At 66.3% G+C, this 15,588-nt stretch carries 17 protein-coding genes and 1 riboswitch; of the genes, 10 read left to right on the top strand and 7 right to left on the bottom strand.

Annotation, left to right across the window (positions count from 1 at the left end):
* Nucleotides 1-20: 20 nt before the first annotated feature.
* Nucleotides 21-911: an alpha/beta fold hydrolase gene (locus ACIBJI_RS31125; RefSeq protein WP_364348024.1), complete on the top strand. Its 891-nt coding sequence runs from the start codon at nucleotides 21-23 to the stop codon at nucleotides 909-911.
* Between the two features lie 132 nt (nucleotides 912-1,043).
* On the opposite strand, the gene ACIBJI_RS31120 is transcribed toward ACIBJI_RS31125, so the two are convergent.
* Nucleotides 1,044-1,748, bottom strand: a complete 705-nt coding sequence (locus ACIBJI_RS31120; RefSeq protein ID WP_364348027.1) for a S1 family peptidase — start codon at nucleotides 1,746-1,748, stop codon at nucleotides 1,044-1,046.
* 171 nt (nucleotides 1,749-1,919) lie between these two features.
* Between ACIBJI_RS31120 and ACIBJI_RS31115 the strand changes: the two genes are divergently transcribed.
* Both ACIBJI_RS31115 and ACIBJI_RS31110 read left to right on the top strand, forming a co-directional pair.
* Nucleotides 1,920-2,621 carry a response regulator transcription factor gene (locus tag ACIBJI_RS31115; protein WP_364348030.1) on the top strand — a complete coding sequence of 234 codons (702 nt, stop codon included), beginning with the start codon at nucleotides 1,920-1,922 and terminating at the stop codon, nucleotides 2,619-2,621.
* A 176-nt stretch (nucleotides 2,622-2,797) separates the two neighbouring features.
* Nucleotides 2,798-3,730 carry an ATP-binding protein gene (locus tag ACIBJI_RS31110; protein ID WP_397086979.1) on the top strand — a complete coding sequence of 311 codons (933 nt, stop codon included), beginning with the start codon at nucleotides 2,798-2,800 and terminating at the stop codon, nucleotides 3,728-3,730.
* A gap of 82 nt (nucleotides 3,731-3,812) precedes the next feature.
* Here the strand turns inward: ACIBJI_RS31110 and ACIBJI_RS31105 are convergent, their stop codons facing one another.
* Nucleotides 3,813-4,079 (bottom strand): hypothetical protein, encoded by a 267-nt coding sequence (locus ACIBJI_RS31105; RefSeq protein ID WP_364348036.1) that lies wholly within the window; start codon nucleotides 4,077-4,079, stop codon nucleotides 3,813-3,815.
* A gap of 436 nt (nucleotides 4,080-4,515) precedes the next feature.
* Between ACIBJI_RS31105 and ACIBJI_RS31100 the strand changes: the two genes are divergently transcribed.
* Complete coding sequence (locus ACIBJI_RS31100) at nucleotides 4,516-5,697, top strand: DUF4153 domain-containing protein (protein WP_397086951.1); 1,182 nt, start codon at nucleotides 4,516-4,518, stop codon at nucleotides 5,695-5,697.
* Nucleotides 5,698-5,927: 230 nt separating this feature from the next.
* Here the strand turns inward: ACIBJI_RS31100 and ACIBJI_RS31095 are convergent, their stop codons facing one another.
* The 3 genes from ACIBJI_RS31095 to ACIBJI_RS31085 all read right to left on the bottom strand — a co-directional run bounded on the left by ACIBJI_RS31095 (nucleotide 5,928) and on the right by ACIBJI_RS31085 (nucleotide 9,659).
* A complete protein-coding gene (locus ACIBJI_RS31095; RefSeq protein ID WP_396955556.1) occupies nucleotides 5,928-6,407 on the bottom strand; it encodes a dethiobiotin synthetase in 480 nt (159 codons plus the stop codon).
* A gap of 232 nt (nucleotides 6,408-6,639) precedes the next feature.
* Nucleotides 6,640-8,058 carry an alpha/beta fold hydrolase gene (locus ACIBJI_RS31090; RefSeq protein ID WP_397086949.1) on the bottom strand — a complete coding sequence of 473 codons (1,419 nt, stop codon included), beginning with the start codon at nucleotides 8,056-8,058 and terminating at the stop codon, nucleotides 6,640-6,642.
* Between the two features lie 230 nt (nucleotides 8,059-8,288).
* Entirely contained in the window at nucleotides 8,289-9,659 is a 1,371-nt protein-coding gene (locus tag ACIBJI_RS31085) for a purine-cytosine permease family protein (RefSeq protein ID WP_397086947.1), read from the bottom strand.
* A riboswitch (TPP riboswitch) is annotated at nucleotides 9,654-9,770 on the bottom strand. (Overlaps the previous gene by 6 nt.)
* Nucleotides 9,771-9,949: 179 nt before the next feature.
* Between ACIBJI_RS31085 and ACIBJI_RS31080 the strand changes: the two genes are divergently transcribed.
* Nucleotides 9,950-10,228, top strand: a complete 279-nt coding sequence (locus ACIBJI_RS31080; RefSeq protein ID WP_364348454.1) for a hypothetical protein — start codon at nucleotides 9,950-9,952, stop codon at nucleotides 10,226-10,228.
* Here ACIBJI_RS31080 and ACIBJI_RS31075 read toward each other — a convergent pair.
* On the bottom strand, nucleotides 10,215-10,988 hold the full coding sequence (locus ACIBJI_RS31075; RefSeq protein WP_364348457.1) for a DUF72 domain-containing protein: 774 nt from the start codon (nucleotides 10,986-10,988) through the stop codon (nucleotides 10,215-10,217). The two genes, ACIBJI_RS31080 and ACIBJI_RS31075, sit on opposite strands and share 14 nt — an antisense overlap.
* Before the next feature lie 71 nt (nucleotides 10,989-11,059).
* Between ACIBJI_RS31075 and ACIBJI_RS31070 the strand changes: the two genes are divergently transcribed.
* Nucleotides 11,060-11,200: a hypothetical protein gene (locus tag ACIBJI_RS31070; RefSeq protein WP_364348050.1), complete on the top strand. Its 141-nt coding sequence runs from the start codon at nucleotides 11,060-11,062 to the stop codon at nucleotides 11,198-11,200.
* Here the strand turns inward: ACIBJI_RS31070 and ACIBJI_RS31065 are convergent.
* A complete protein-coding gene (locus tag ACIBJI_RS31065; protein ID WP_364348053.1) occupies nucleotides 11,194-12,297 on the bottom strand; it encodes a glutamate--cysteine ligase in 1,104 nt (367 codons plus the stop codon). The two genes, ACIBJI_RS31070 and ACIBJI_RS31065, sit on opposite strands and share 7 nt — an antisense overlap.
* A 112-nt stretch (nucleotides 12,298-12,409) precedes the next feature.
* On the opposite strand from ACIBJI_RS31065, the gene ACIBJI_RS31060 reads away from it, so the two are divergent.
* From ACIBJI_RS31060 to ACIBJI_RS31045, 4 genes are all read left to right on the top strand, one after another.
* Nucleotides 12,410-13,006, top strand: a complete 597-nt coding sequence (locus ACIBJI_RS31060; RefSeq protein ID WP_364348056.1) for a type 1 glutamine amidotransferase domain-containing protein — start codon at nucleotides 12,410-12,412, stop codon at nucleotides 13,004-13,006.
* 38 nt (nucleotides 13,007-13,044) lie between these two features.
* Nucleotides 13,045-13,575 (top strand): pyridoxamine 5'-phosphate oxidase family protein, encoded by a 531-nt coding sequence (locus ACIBJI_RS31055; protein WP_364348059.1) that lies wholly within the window; start codon nucleotides 13,045-13,047, stop codon nucleotides 13,573-13,575.
* A 66-nt stretch (nucleotides 13,576-13,641) separates the two neighbouring features.
* Nucleotides 13,642-14,418 carry a helix-turn-helix domain-containing protein gene (locus tag ACIBJI_RS31050; RefSeq protein ID WP_397086944.1) on the top strand — a complete coding sequence of 259 codons (777 nt, stop codon included), beginning with the start codon at nucleotides 13,642-13,644 and terminating at the stop codon, nucleotides 14,416-14,418.
* A 112-nt stretch (nucleotides 14,419-14,530) separates the two neighbouring features.
* Nucleotides 14,531-15,385 carry a fructosamine kinase family protein gene (locus ACIBJI_RS31045; protein WP_397086942.1) on the top strand — a complete coding sequence of 285 codons (855 nt, stop codon included), beginning with the start codon at nucleotides 14,531-14,533 and terminating at the stop codon, nucleotides 15,383-15,385.
* The last annotated feature ends 203 nt before the right edge of the window (nucleotides 15,386-15,588 follow it).

Here is a 15,588-nt window from a genome sequence, read left to right as displayed (position 1 = left end):
GAAGTAATGGAGGGCATCGAATGCGGGTCGATATCGAATTCACCAGTGGCGCAGTGACATTGCGGGGCTGGCTGTTCAGACCGGAAGAGGCGTCGGGCCCCGTCCCGTTGGTGGTGATGACACACGGCTTCGCGGGCGTCAAGGAATGGGTTGCCCCTTTCGCCGAAGTATTCAGCAAAGCCGGCCTGGCGTGTCTGGTGTACGACCACCCTGGATTCGGGACCTCCGATGGTGAACCGCGGTACGAGGTCGACCCCGTCGCCCAGATCGAGGGCTACCGCGACGCGATCACGTTCGCGCAGACCCTGGAGGGCATCGATCCGGAACGCATCGGCATCTGGGGAACCAGTTTCGCGGGCGGCCACGTTTTGGTCGTCGCGGCGACCGATCGACGCGTGCGCGCGGTGGTGTCGCAGGTGCCGCTCACCAACGGCTGGGCCAACTTCCGCAGTCTGGTCCCGTCCATCATGCTGCCTGCGGTCCATGCGGCTATCGCCGCCGACCGGCAAGCCCGCGCGTCGGGCAAACCACATCAGACGATCAAGGCGGCCTCCGATGATCCCACCGAACTGGTCGCCATGCCTGGTATCGAGGTCTACAACTGGTTGATGGCCAACGGCCCGCAGATCCCCACGTGGCGCAACGAGGTCACCCTCTCCAGTGTCGACAAATTCCAGTCTTACGCCCCGGAAGCCTTCCTGCGGCGCGTCTCTCCGACGCCACTGCTGATGGTGATCGCCGATCAAGACACCCTGACGCCGAGCGATATCGCGCTGCAGAGCTACGCCGAGGCATTGGAACCCAAACATCTGGCGCTGATTCCAGGTTCCCACTTCGCCGTCTACGAGGAGCAGTTCGAACGCGCGTCCAGCGTCGCCCGCGACTTTCTGCTTGCCGAGTTGAACGGATGACGCCTTCAGGTGAACACCGGTAGTGGTTCGGCCTGCTTGGGAGCGATACTTATTCCCGAGGAGGAAGCCTCGGGTTCAGCGGCGGACCTGGGAGAGCATGTGGTTCGTCAGCCAGTGCAATTCGCGAGGATCTCAGAGGGGCCGGAACCCGGCACCGACGCCACCTGACCGATCCATCTCACCCAGGATTACGCCGATCTCGATCGCCACGGCCGGATCGTGCACCGCCGCCGTGCCGCAGGCGATGTCGAAGACGGTCACGCCGAGCACCATCAGCCCGATATGCCCGATATTCATCCCGACGAGGCGGTCGCCGAGCGTGACCGGCCCGCCCGAATCGCCCGGCCTGGAGCAGAGCTGGCTCTGGAACCACCAGTCGCGCGCATCCCACACCACACCGCAGTCGAAGCCGGAGGTGCGGCCGTTTTTGCAGACGACATCGCCCGGTCGCGGCGGTGCGCCGATGCCGCCGATGAAGGTCTGCGCTATTTGGCGAACCGGCGTGACCTTGGTGCGGTCGAATTCGATGACGGCGAAGTCGTTGTTGCGGTTGACCGCGGCGACGGTGCCGATGACGCCCGCTCCCTGCGTCTCGGCCTGGACCGACATACCGATCTCGGCGCAGTGTCCTGCGGTGAGCCCGACCATCCGGTCGGCGCTGTCGTAGCCGACCGTGGTGAGGGTGCATACCGCTCGGCCGTCGAGCAGAATCCCGGAGCCGCCGCCCATTGTCGCCATTTGTGCGGCCGTCGCGCTACCAGGGAGCCCTGAGGGGGCAATGACCGCGATGATCGCGGCCACGAGCACGCGTATCCCGATCCTGCCCATGGCAACCATGTCGCTAACTGTCCGCCGTGGTCGCCACTTCTCGACCTTCGCTTTCGTTGCAGGTGGGACACGGTTTGATGTCGTCATCTCCGCCGTCGAGCCGCCGCCGTCCGCGGTGCACACGGAATCTCCACAATTGGTGCGGGTTCTCTCCACAGCGGGTGGCTAGGGTTTCGGTTCATGGAACAGCACGGGGCGGGCAACGGGCAGGCGGCGCGACGGATTCTAGTGGTCGACGATGAGGTGACCATCGCGGAATCGGTGGCGGTGCGGCTGCGGTCCGAGGGGTTCACCGTCGATCTGGCCCATGACGGTCCAGGGGCGGTTGCGGCGGCTGAGGCGGTCGTGCCCGATCTGGTGGTGCTGGATGTGATGCTGCCCGGCTTCGACGGTCTCGAGGTGTGCCGTCGCATTCAGGCCGCGCGCCCGATCCCGGTCCTCATGCTCACCGCACGCACCGACGAAACCGATCAGCTCATCGGCCTCGGCGTCGGCGCGGACGACTACTTGACCAAGCCGTTCTCGGTTCGTGTCCTCGCCGCGCGAGTCCATGCCCTGCTACGCCGCATGGACCGTGCCGTCGAACGCGACGGCGCCACCATCATCGTCGGTGATCTGCGCATCGATGTGGACCAGCGCCGGGTGTGGCGCGCCGATATCGAAGCCCAACTCACTCCGCTGGAATTCGACTTGCTGGTTCGGCTGGCACGACGCCCCCGCGTCGTGCTGGCCAGGGAACGATTGCTCGAAGAGGTTTGGAACTGGGCCGACGCCGCGGGCACCCGGGCGGTCGACAGTCATATCAAGGCATTGCGCCGCAAGCTCGGCGCGGACGTGATCCGTACGGTGCACGGTGTCGGCTACGCGTTGGACGCGCGATGAGTGCAGAGTCCGGTAGGGATCGCGCTATCGAGGATGGCGTACGTGCTGGTGCGGCGGGGCCGCAGTGGCGTGCGGCCGTTTCACCGAAGCTGGGTGCGATATCGGCCGCGGTCGCGGAGGTGCTGCCGCGGCCGCTGGATCCGGTGAAATCGATCAAGCTGAAGTTCGCGATTCTGATGCTCGGGTCGGCCGGGGTGGCATTCGGGTTCTTCCGGCTGCGGATCGGCTGGCTGCCGCCGAAGACGACGATCGCGGCAACGGTGATCGCGCTGATCACCTCGCAGATCCTCGCGCACGGCACCACTCGGCCGCTGCGCGAGATGACGGCGGCGGCCAAGCGGATGGCGCAGGGCGACTACACCCGCCGGGTGCGGGCCAGCTCACGCGACGAGGTCGGGCAACTGGCGGCAGCCTTCAATCAGATGGCCGCCGACCTGGCCGCCGCCGACCAACAGCGCCGCGACCTGATCGCCAATGTCTCGCACGAACTGCGCACCCCGATCACCGCGCTGAATGCGGTACTGGAGAACATGGTCGACGGTGTATCCGAACCCGACGACAAAACCCTGCGCACCGCACTCGCCCAGACCGAACGGCTCGGCCGACTCGTCGGCGAACTGCTCGACTTGTCCACCATCGAATCCGGCGCCCGCGCCCTGGACCGCGAAGAAATCAGCGTCACACCGCTTTTGGTCGAGGTCATCGCCGAGGCCGAGGTGGCCGCCGCGGCGCTCGGGCGCGGCGTGCGCTTCTGCACCGACGTGCAACCGAGCAGCGCAAGCGTTTTCGCAGACCGTGCACGTTTGCATCAGGTGTTGCTCAACCTGCTCGACAACGCGGCCCGCCACGGACCCGCCGGTGGCGAAGTCCGCATCGAGGCCCGCGTCGACCGCGGCGGTCTCGTCATCGACGTCCAAGACCAAGGCCCCGGCATCCCGATCGCCGAGCGCGCCACCATCTTCGACCGCTTCACCCGCGGCGGGCGCACCGATGGTGGCGGTACCGGACTGGGTCTTGCCATCTCCCGCTGGATAGTCGACCTACACGGCGGCACCATAGCCGTCGCCGATCCGGGCTCGCGCATTCGCGTGGTTCTCCCCGCCCCCTAACGCATTCCACTTTTCCGTAACCCGGACCAATGCGGTCCCGGGACGATCCCGCACACCCGTAGGAGGGCCCACTCATGCCAGATCAACCCGAACCACTTACCCCGCCCGAAGCGATATCGGAGCCGAGCGTACGAGCCGAGTCGGTAGCGGATGCGTCGAGCCCGTCGAGTGTGCTGATAAGTCCGCCATCGAGTGCGCCGCCAACCATGGCGCCACTTCCGCCGCCGAACTCCGGGTTGCCCGCGCCGCGACCCTGGCCGGTACAACTGCCGAGATGGCGGCGCATCGCCTGCCCGCCGGGCGTATTGCCCGCGGCGGGTATCGCAGGTCTCGCGGGCGCGGTGTTCATTCCGCTGGACCGGCCTGGGATCGGTTGGGTACTTGCCGGCTCGGTGGCGGCGGCCGCGGTATGCACGGTGGACCGCCGTGCACGTCACACGGCAGAAATGGCCGTGCCGACAAATCATGCGCTCGGCTCCGAGGCGAGGGAGCGTGACCCAGGACATTCGGCTCCTGAGGCGCCCGGTGGTCGGATGTTGCTCAAAGATGCTGGCGCGGAGTCCGATCGATCTGACGCGCACGGCAGCGGTTCGGTGGACAACGATGCGGTGCCGATCCCGAATTCGCCGAAATTGCCCGTTGCGAAGGCAACCGAACATGAACCAGGGAGCGAGGTTTCGGTCGGTGCCGGGGGTGGGGTCAGGCTGGAAGAGGGCGGTGCGGAAGCTGATCGAGCCGTACCGAGATTTGGTGTCCGCACTGCGAATTGGGGGCGGGTTTGGTGGATGATCCTGGCGTTGGCGCTGCTGGCCGTGGGGGCGATGCGGGCCGCGGGGTGGCTGTTCGCGCTCTGTGTTGTAGCGGCCGCGGTGGCCGGGTCGTTGGCTGTCGTCGGCCGACGGTCGGTATATGGCGCGTGGTACGACGTGATCGCGGTGCCGATCGAGTCTGTTGCGGGCGTTCCGTGGGTGTATTCGGCGTTCGGGCGGATCGGCGAAGGTCCGGCGCGGCGGTCGTGGCGAGCCGGGATATCGGTTGCGGTGACGCTCGCGTTGTTGGCGGTTTTCGTGCCATTGCTGGGCGGCGCCGATGCGACATTCGCGAAGCTGCTCGACGCGGTGACGCCGAAGCTCGACGCGGCATCGGTCGTGCAGTGGATCGCGCTGTTCGCGGTACTCGGGCTCGGCAGCGTCGGGGCGATGTATCTGCTTGCGGGTCCGCGAGCCGCGGCGACAGGCGCGCCATCCGGCCGATGCCTGCGACGGTTGGAATGGGCACTGCCGGTGGGCGCGCTGACCATCCTGTTCGCGGTCTTCGTCGCCGCCCAGTTCGTCGCGCTGTTCGGCGGTGACGACTACGTCCAGCGCACCGCGAATTTGACCTACGCCGAATACGCGCGCAGCGGATTCTGGCAGCTCTCGATCGTCAGCATCCTTACCCTCGCCGTAATTGCCGTCGTATTGCGTTGGGCGACACAGGAGTGCGCCGCCGACCGAGCCTGGTTGCGCATCCTGCTGTCCGCGATCGGCGTGCTGACGCTGATCATCGTCGCCTCGGCCCTCGGTCGCATGTGGACCTACCAGCAGGCCTACGGCTTCACCGTGATGCGCCTCTTGGTAGAGGTGTGCGAACTCTGGCTGGGTCTGGTGTACCTGCTGATGATCGCGGCGGTGCTGCGCCTCGACGGCACCTGGCTGCCGCGCGCCGCCATCGGCACCGCCATGTCGACGCTGTTCGCGCTGGCCCTGCTGAACCCGGAAGGCCTTGTCGCGGAACGAAATATCGACCGCTGGGAGCACGGCGGTAACCTCGACACGCTCTACCTCAGCAGACTCTCGCCCGATATCCTCCCTGCCGTCGGGCGGCTTCCACAGCCGCAACGGGCGGAGATATTCGGCCCCATCCGCACTAGTCTCGACGACGACACGTGGCAGAGCTGGAACCTGTCTCGCGCCCGTGCCCGCTAGGACACTCGTGCCTGGTTGCCGGCGATGACGACATGCGCCAGACCCGACGCGTGCGACTGCCGCGGACAGGCAGAGTTGCCGGGCCACCGAACTCAGCTGCCGGTCGCCAAGCCGTACGCGCCCGTCAGAGTCCGAACCCCCGAAGTCGGCCCACGCCGACCTTTCGGCGAACTGTCCCCGCAGGGGCGCAGCGGGCGCTGAGTGCGCCGAAGCGCTGAATGTTTCGCGGCCTAAGTGAGGGCGCGGCGCACGGCGTCGGCGGGATCGGTGGCGAGTTGTGCTGCGGGGATGGGGCTTCCGCTGGCGTCGTGAAGTTGCCAGCCGCCGAGGGAGACGACGGTGATGGTGCCGCGGTGGTGAGCGAAAGCGAGTTCGGAGAGGGTGCCCCAGGATCCACCGATCACGATGACGGCGTCGGCAGAGTGAATCAGGATGGCGTTTCGGGCCTCGCCCATACCGGTGTACAGGACAGCGGACAGACCGCGACAGGCGGCGGACCGGTCGGTATCAGGGCGAACCCCGATGACAAGACCGCCCATCCCGGAGGCCCCCTCGGCAACGGCCGCCATGACGCCGCTACCGCCGCCGCACAGCACCGTGGCCCCGGCAGCGGCGAGCAGCCGTCCCACCTCCGCCGCCCATTCGGCCTCGGTGTTCGTGCAATCACGCGGTCCGCACACCGCGACCTGCGCAGGTATGTCACGAGCCATGAAGTCGACGATAGTTGCTGGTCTCGGCGCCGAGCGGAGGGCATCTGCCGCATCGCGAGAGTCCGGTTCGCCGAACCCGATCTCAATGCCCGAGGCGCGCTCCACGACCGCGACGCCGGTGCGTATGAGCGTGACGAGTTCGTGGACCCGTGATCAGGCCACTGGCTCGGTGCCGAGCGGCGGATATCCGCTGGCCGGTTCGGGCAGGGCCCCGCGGGCTTACCAGAGGTGCCTACCGGCGCTTGGCGAGCAATGTATCGAGTTGAGTGGCGAATTCCTCGGCGGCACTTCGGAATCCGACGTGATCGCCCGGGAATTCCACGATGTCGAGTCCGAGGTGCTCGCCGATTACCACATTGGGCAGCGCCGGGAAGGTTTCCTTCGAATCGTGTCCGACGACGAGGACGAGCTTGTCGGCGACGGATTGCAGTGCGTCGAAATCCGGTGTGTAGCGGACGTACTGACGCATCTCGTTCTCCATCCAGAACAGCATGTTCTGCTGGATGCGCGCACCGATCGCGGCGGCTTCGGGCGTGGGTTCTTCGGCGCCGGGCTGCTGCTGGCGCAGCCCGACGCCCGCGGCGAATGCGGAAATGGCGGCGACGAAGCCTTCGGACTTGCTTGTCTGGTAAACGTCGTCCAAGAAGGTGAGCCACTTGTCGGCATCGGGCAGGACGGTCGCCAGCGGCGGTTCGTGGGGGATGAGCGTGTGCACGAGTTCGGGTCGCGTCGTGAGCAATTCGAGCGCGACGATGGCGCCGGAGCTGCTGCCGAGCACGGCGGCGGGCTGATCGCCGAGGTGGGTGAGCAGTGCGGCGGCATCAGCGCCGTCCAGTTGGACGTTGTGGTCCTGCGCTGGGCTGCGGGAGAATCCGCGCCGATCGTAGGAAACCACCGTATAGCGATCCGCCAGGCGCTCGGCGATCTGATCGAAGCTCCCGGCGTCGCCATTGCCGCCCGGGATGAGCAGCAGCAGCGGTCCGGTGCCGCGGATCTCGTAGTACAGCGTCGCACCGGGCACGGCGAGGGTGTGGCTGGTGGGAACGTCCATGGGAAAGGCTCCTGGTAGATAGGACAGTTGCCGCAACGCCTCCCGGATGACGGGCAGTGCCGCGGTGGGCGGGTCCGCATCGACCCAACGGTCGATGGCGACCTGCAGTGCCGTCGCGATCGCGCCCGCCATGATCCGCGGGAACATCTCGGTGTGCGGGTCGTGGCCGGTGCGTTCGGCGATGGCCGTCGCGATGGCCTCTTGGATGACGGCCTGCGCCTTGAGATATTCACCCTGCAGCGCGGGCTCGGCGGTGATCAGCCGAATACCGCGAGTCCACACCGGATCGGGCAATTCGTCGTCGCGGAATTCGGCGAGTACCGCGTGGATGACCGCGGGCCACAGCGCTTCGGCCGCCGGACGATCGTGCAGTCCGTCCGCGATCCGCCGGGCCCGATCGACCGCCACCGAGCACACGGCCTCGTGCTTACTGGCGAAGTAGTTGTTGAACGTGCGCGGCGAAACTCCCGCCGCCGCCGCGATGTCCTCGACCAGCACGCTGTCGAGCCCATGCTCGACCGCCAGCTGTAGCGCCGCGAATCCGAGCGCCTCCCGAGTCGCGAGCTTCTTGCGTTCGCGCAACCCGAGTACGAATGCCACGCTTTCACGATACGCAATCTTGCGTGGCACGCAAGATTGCGTGATCGGAAAGTTGTGCGCCCCAAGGGGATCGAAAACCCCGCAACCGCCGCCACCCGAGATCAGTACAGCCGCCACCCGTCTCGGCGAATTGCTCGCGAAACATTCGCCGCGTGCGGACATGTGGCGTAGGAACCGGCCGGCACTTGCGGTGTCGGCCGTAGGCGGCCCAGGGCACTTTTGTTCGGAGGCTACGCAGACTTGCGTAGCACCGAAATCCGCCCTCCACTCCACGCGACCAGCACCGCGGCCAGGAACGACAACAGCGACGCGCTCATCCAGGCCTGTTTGGTGAAGTGCAGCTTTTCCTGCACGTCCACCCAGAAGTCGGTCCATACTCCGGCGTCGCCCGGGTTGATCAGCTGGTAGACCGAAAGTCCCACCAGCCACGCGAAAACCATGCCCCACCGCGATGGCGCGTTCGCCGAGGTATTCCACTGGTCAGGCCTGCGAAGGAAGAAGTCCGCGACGAGCACGCCGAGCAGCGGCACGAAAACCGACCCGATCAGGCCGAGGAAGCCGAAGTAGTTCGCCATGTTCAGCCGCAGCGCGAGCAGTGTGATCAGCACACCCAGGCCGATCGAGAGCACCCGGCGATCGACCCGGGGCGTGAGGTTCTGGATCGATACGGCCGTCGAGTACACATTCGCGAACGACTGGTCGGCCTCACGGAAGACGAAGATGAAGAAGAACACCGCACCGAGGGTCACCTTCAGGAACGGCGAATACACCCCGCCGTCGCCGGACGCGAGCGCCAGCGCGAACAGCCCGAGCACATAGGCGATGATCTGGGTGAACGCATACGCCCCACTGGCCGCGCCGAATGCCGCACCGGTGCTGCGGGAGTGACGGGTGTAGTCGGCCGCCACCGGCACCCACGAAATCGAAACCGCGAGCGCCGCATCGGTAGCGACCCAGAACAGATTCCAATCCACACCGAACGGCCCGCCACCCGCGGTGCCCGGGTTGGCGGTGAGATCAGGCAGACCCGCGCGCACGAATTGGACGTAGAACCAGATCAACGCGATCACCACGCCGACGGTCACGAACCGTCGCAGCATCCGGACCGAACCGAGCGGCCAGATCGTCAAGACCGTCGTCAGCGCGCCCGCGGCGACCACGTAAATCCAGTGCTGACCACCATCGAACAACTCCTCCGCCGCATCGCCGATGACGATCAATTCGAAGGTGCCCCAACCGATCAGCTGCGCGATATTGAGTACGGTCGGCAGATAGCTGAGCTTCGCGCCGAATAGTCCGCGCAGCAACATCATCGCGGGCTTACCGGTCTTGGCTCCGGGCACCGCGGCAAGACCGAGCATGAGGCCGCCGACCACCGTACCGATGATCATCGCGAGAATGCCCGCGGCGATGGAGATCTGCGCGGCGCCATCGGAATTCGGCGCCAGCACCGTGTACGCACCGGAGAATGCGAACAGGCTGACCCCGAGGTTCGCCCAGAACGCGCCCTGATCCCAGAACGAGAGCACCTTCGGCGCTGGCTGGTCCAGGGTCAGCGGTGCTTCGCGCCGCTCGGATTGATCAAGGGTGGGTGCAGACATCCCGGTACCGCTCTCCCTACGCCGGCATTACCCGGACAGGTTCATGCGGTCGGCGAAACATGGGGTCCGCCCTCTCAGCCCGGCCGTGCCCGAGCTCCCGCGCTGGGTTTTCGGGCGAAATGCTACACCCGTGCACGGCGCGCCGGGCCGCGCCTTCGGACATTCCAGACAGGTTCCGCGGAGACCGCCCCGAACATCGCAACCACCGCCCATACTGTCCGGTACCGACCTGGTTATTGCTCGGTTATCTGCCGCTCATCGCTCACCTCGACTGGAATGAGTATGCGCCTATGATGCTGATCGCCTTGCACGAGACCGTCCTCGCTCAAATCGGGAATCCGACGCCGGAGGCACCGCCCAATTCGGAGAAGATCCTGCAGATGGTCCGCTACCTGACCTGGTTTGTCATGCTGTCGGGTGTCTGCGGCATCACCTACGCGGGCGGCCGGTTCGCGTGGGAGAAGTGGAGCGGCGGCACCCTGGACTCGCCGAAAATGCTTGCCGGCGCGATGCTCGGTGGTGTCATCGCAACCAGCGCGGGCACCATCATGAACTCTATCGTCGGCTGAAAACAGTTGTGGGTGTTCGGCTGACGCTGGCTCCGGCAGCGGCGGCGGCGCGCGCGAAGACGACCGCGTCGCGCACCGCCGCACCGCCGGGATCATTGTTGAAGTAGACGAACACCTCTTCGCGATCCGACCAGGTGTCGGCCAGCCGTCGCGCCCAACTGGACAGTGCCGTGCGTCCGTAGCGCGGTGTGGGTGTGGCACGTCCGGAATGCAGTCGCAGATAACCCCAGTCCGTCGTGCGCCACAGCGGCGCGACGGGACGGGAGCGGACATCGGCCCAACACAGCGCCGCGGCGTGTTCCGTCAGCACGGCACGAACTTCCGGAATCCACCAGGAATCGTGCCTGGGTTCGACCGCGATCCGGACTTCGGGCGGAAAACAGCGTAGGCACGCGTCGAGCAGTGCCGGATCGACCCGCAGTGTCGGCGGAAGTTGCAACAGCACCGGCCCCAGCTTGTCGCCGAGTACACGGGCGTGTTCCATCAAGCGCCCGACCGGCTCCTCGGGTTCGCGCAGTCGCTTGATGTGGGTGAGGAAACGGCTTGCCTTGACCGCGAAACAGAAGTCCGGCGGCGTCCGATCCCGCCATGCCGCAAAGGTCTCCCCGCTGGGCAGTCGATAGAAAGCATTGTTGCTCTCGACCGTTGCGAAGCCCGCGGCGTAGGTTTCCAGCCACGCACGCTGCGGAACATTCGTCGGATACAGCACCTCGCGCCAGTCCCGGTACTGCCAACCCGATGTGCCGACGAGTAGGGGCATACCTCCATCGAAGCACTTTCTGACGGCCCTCATGTCAACGACGCTATGTAGTAGATAGATTCTCGTACCACGTGCTGATCTTCAGCTTCCCGAGCCATATCACCGACGCGATCGAGCACATGGTGACCAGCGCGACGCTACTGGCTCTCCGTGCCGTACAGGTCGTCCGGGATCGTGGCCTGCGCCCGGTCTCCGGTTCGTCCGGTCAGTAGCACCCTTCAAGGGTGGCTGCGGCGACCACATCGATGACATCGGTGACCTCGTTGCGCGCGTGCATCGCGATGCGTTGTCGCCGCGCGCCGTTGCCACGCGCCAGAACTGCTTTGACGGTATCGGCGACGAATTGCTGGTCGCCGGACTGTTCGAGCGCGGGGGTGAGGTGGTCGATCAGACCGGCGAGCAGGGTGCTGGCCGGAAGGGCGCGCCCACTGATCGTGTCGAGCCCGTCTCCGTCCAACCCGGACCGGGCGGCTTTCCAATACGCGGCCCGCAAAACCTCCGCGGGCACCGGGGGCGGTGGCAACCCATCCTGAATCGCCGTCTGCGCCATGACGACCGCCGCGCGAATCAGCGTGGCCAACAACGCCGTTTCCTCGACCGTCGCCGGTACATCGCTGACGCGCACCTCGACGGTCGGGTACGAGGCCGAGGGCCGCACATCCCAATACACCATCGCCGTATCGAGAATGCTGCCGCTGGCGAGCATCATCTGCACCATATCGTCGTAGTCCGCGACGGAATCGAAGAAGGGCGGGGGACCGGCACTGGGCCACCGCCGCCACATGATGCTGCGCCAACTGGCGTATCCGGTATCGGTGGCGCGGTAGACAGCGGAATTGGCGGTCAGCGACAACAACACCGGTAACCACGGCCGCAAATAATTCCCGACCCGTATCGCGATATCTCGTGACGACACCCCGACATGCACGTGGCAGCCGCACAAACCCTGTTCATGGGCGAGCATCCCGAAGTTTTGTTCGATACGTTGATAGCGAGGTGTATCGGTGACCGGATACGCATCCGGTATCGCGGGCGGCACCGCCACCGCAAGCAATCGGGCACCGTGCTTCTCCGCGCAATTCGCCACGCTGCGGCGCAGTCGGCACAGGTCATCGAGCAATTCAGGGGTCCGGGTGTGCACCCCGGTATTGATCTCGACCTGACACCGCGTCAACTCCAACTGCAGATCGATACCGACATCGGCGGCCGCCCCCGCGACTTCGACATTGCGCGGACTCGGCGCACCCGTGATCGGATCCGCCAGAAGGAACTCCTCTTCCACGCCGACGGTGGGTAGGACCACGGCCATCACTGGATTTTACTGCGCAAATCGCTGATCCGGACGGATGCCGGAATCGTTTGAGTGCCCCGCGCCGGGGTAGGCCGACCTTAGTGAAGGATCGGCGAGAAAGGGGTCCGGTATGTCCGAGGAATTGCGCGGTGTGCGCGCATTGGTCATTACCGCGAATACCGGCGTCGAACACGACGAGCTGCTGATGCCGCTGGACTGGTTGCGCGAACACGGCGCCGTCGCCGTGCATGCGACACCCGAACGTGGCGAGGTCCAGACTTTTCGACACGATGTCGACAAAGACGAGGTCGTGCAGCCGGATGCGGCGCTCAACGACCTCGAGGCCGACGATTTCGACCTGCTCGTCGTGCCGGGCGGAACGGTGAACGCGGATAAACTGCGCGTCTGCGAACGCGCCGTGGAAGTGGCGCAGCAGTTCGTGCGTGCGGGCAAACCGGTCGCGGCGATCTGCCACGGCCCGTGGCTGCTCGTGGAGGCCGACGTCGTCGCGGGCAAGACCCTGACCTCCTATCCCTCGCTGCGCACCGACGTCGTCAACGCCGACGGCCGCTGGATCGATCGAGCGGTGGTGCGTTCCGACGAGAACGGCTGGCCGCTGATCACCTCCCGCAGTCCCGGCGACCTGACCGCATTCACCGAAGCTATCGGCGCCGAGCTCACCGCGGCCCCGTCGGCCCAGGCCTTCGCCGGCGATGAGATCTTCTGACACCGGTGAGTTTCCCGGACACGGATCGTCCTACTGATATGGACACAATCAACCTCGCCGACCGCTATGAGCTGCCGCCGATCGACTGGGAAAGCATTCGCAGACGACTCGACGCGGGCATCGAACAAGCGCCTGGCAGTGGCGGTCTCGACCGGCACACCTGCTGGTTGTCGACGATCAATCCGGACGGCAGCCCTCATGTCACCGCAGTCGGCGCGCTCTGGATCGACGGCGCCTTCTGGTTCACCACCGGTGCCCGCAGCCGCAAGGGCCGTAACCTGGCTCGCGATCCGCGCTGCTCGATGAGTGTGGCCACCCACGAATTCGACCTGGTCGTCGAGGGCACCGCGACCAGGATCGCCGATCCCGCCGCCGTCGCCGATATGGCCCGGCGCTGGGCCGACGGCGGCTGGCCGTGTCGCGTGGACGACACCGGAGAGGCGCTCACCGCCGAATACAGCGCCCCATCCGCCGGCCCGCCGCCTTGGCAGGTCTACCGTCTGACCGCGCTCACCGCCACGGCCCTGTCCACCGTGGAACCCGGTGGCGCGACCCGCTGGCGGTTCTGAGTCGCCGCACCTCGATTACCCGTCAGGTAATCGTGTCGGGACCGCGGGCTTCGTAGGATCGGCAGCATGAGTACGCAGACAGCCGGTGACCTGCTGCGCCATTGGCGGCTCGAGCGCAGGCTCAGCCAGCTGGAATTGGCCGGGCGCGCCGAAACCTCCGCGCGGCACCTGAGTTTCATCGAAACGGGTCGCGCGAATCCGAGCCGCACCATGCTGGTGCACCTGTGCGAGCAGTTGGAAATCCCATTGCGCGAACGCAATCGGCTGCTGCTCGCGGCCGGATTCGCACCCGCCTACGCCGAACCATCCCTCGATACACCCGCGATGGACGCGGTGCGCGGTGCGATGCGCCAGATCCTCGCGGGCCACGATCCCTATCCTGCACTGGCCATCGACCAGAGCTGGAATATGATCGACGCCAATTCCGGTGTGGCACTGCTGTTGACGGGTATCGACCCGAAACTGCTCACCGCACCGGTGAATGCCCTGCGCCTGAGCCTGCACCCCGATGGTATGGCCAGCCGCATCGTCAATCTGGCCGAATGGCGCGGCCATATCTTCGAGCGGTTGTCGCGCCAGATCGAAGTCACCGGTTCGCCGGAATTGATCGAGCTCCGCGACGAATTGCGCGAATACCCCGGTGGCACAGCCGATCTCATTCTCCCCGAACCGGACCAGGCCATCGTCCCGCTACGCCTGCGCCACGATGACCACGAACTGTCCTTCATCAGCGTCACCACCGTCTTCGGCACGCCGATGAACGTCACCGTCGCCGAACTCGCCATCGAATCGTTCTTCCCTGCCGATGAGGAGACCAAGAAGCGCCTGAACGCCGCATCGTAATGAGCGGCCGTTGTGCTGTGTGCATCATGGTGATCGACGCCAGTGACTACGGATCAACCGCGCCGAATCGAGGCTCGAGGGGGTAGGTTCGGGGCGTGGGCAGGGGACCGAAGTGACGGGCGCGGCGGATCTCGCGGCACTGGTCGGCGTAGCGGTGGATTCGATGACCGATCTGGGTTCACAGCATTCGTGGACGTTGCATCGAGCAATTCTCGGTGACGGGCGCGAGGTCTTTGTGAAGGTCGCGCACGACCAGGCGGCGGTATTCGCGGCGGAGGCGGCGGGGCTGCGCTGGCTCGCGGCGGGGGCTCCGGAGTTGGTGCCCGACGTGCTGGCTGTCGATGGCGGGATGCTGGTGCTGCCCTGGGTGCCCGCGGCCGTGCCGAGCGCATCTTCCGCGGCGCGTTTCGGGCGCGAACTTGCTGCGCTGCACGCGGATTCGCCGGGATCGTTCGGCGCGCCGTGGTCGGGTTGGATCGCCGATCTACCGCTGGACAACACCCAGGTCGATGGCTCGTGGGCACGCTGGTACGCCGACTACCGCCTCGCCCCATATCTGCCGAGGGCCGCCGCAGCGCTCGGTCGCGACGGAATTCGGTTGGTGGAGCGCGTGATCGAGAATATCGAAACCTTGGCGGGCCCACCCGAACCGCCCAGCCGCATCCATGGCGATCTGTGGTCCGGCAACGTCCTGTGGACCGCCGACCACGCACTCGTCATCGACCCGGCCGCGCACGGCGGTCACCGCGAAACCGACCTCGCCATGCTCGCCCTCTTCGGCATCCCACACCTGGACCGAATCCGCGCCGCCTACCACGAAACCCACCCCCTCGCCGACGGCTGGCGCAACCGCATCCCCCTGCACCAACTGCATCCACTCCTCGTGCACGTGGTTCTGTTCGGTATCTCCTACCGATCCCAAACCATCGCCGCCGCCACGGCCGCCCTCGCCGCATCGCACCCATAGGACCGCACCCCGTAAGACTGCCCCCTACAGCGCCCCAGTACTGCCCCCTCGCGAGGGCGCAGCACGGTGACATGTGCGGGGGTGCTGGGCGCGCATGTATCGCGGTAGTGGGCCCGGCCATGCTCGGTGCGGACAGACCGACGCCTTCGGTGAGGACGGCGCGCTGCTGGCCTGGCAATCATGCCCCGACACCGGCAGGGTGG

Origin of the sequence: Nocardia sp. NPDC050408 (genome assembly GCF_044458905.1) — a bacterium.
In the GTDB taxonomy this organism is placed as follows: domain Bacteria; phylum Actinomycetota; class Actinomycetes; order Mycobacteriales; family Mycobacteriaceae; genus Nocardia.
Note: the sequence above shows the minus strand (reverse complement) of the source record. Positions and strands in the feature narration are given on the sequence as shown.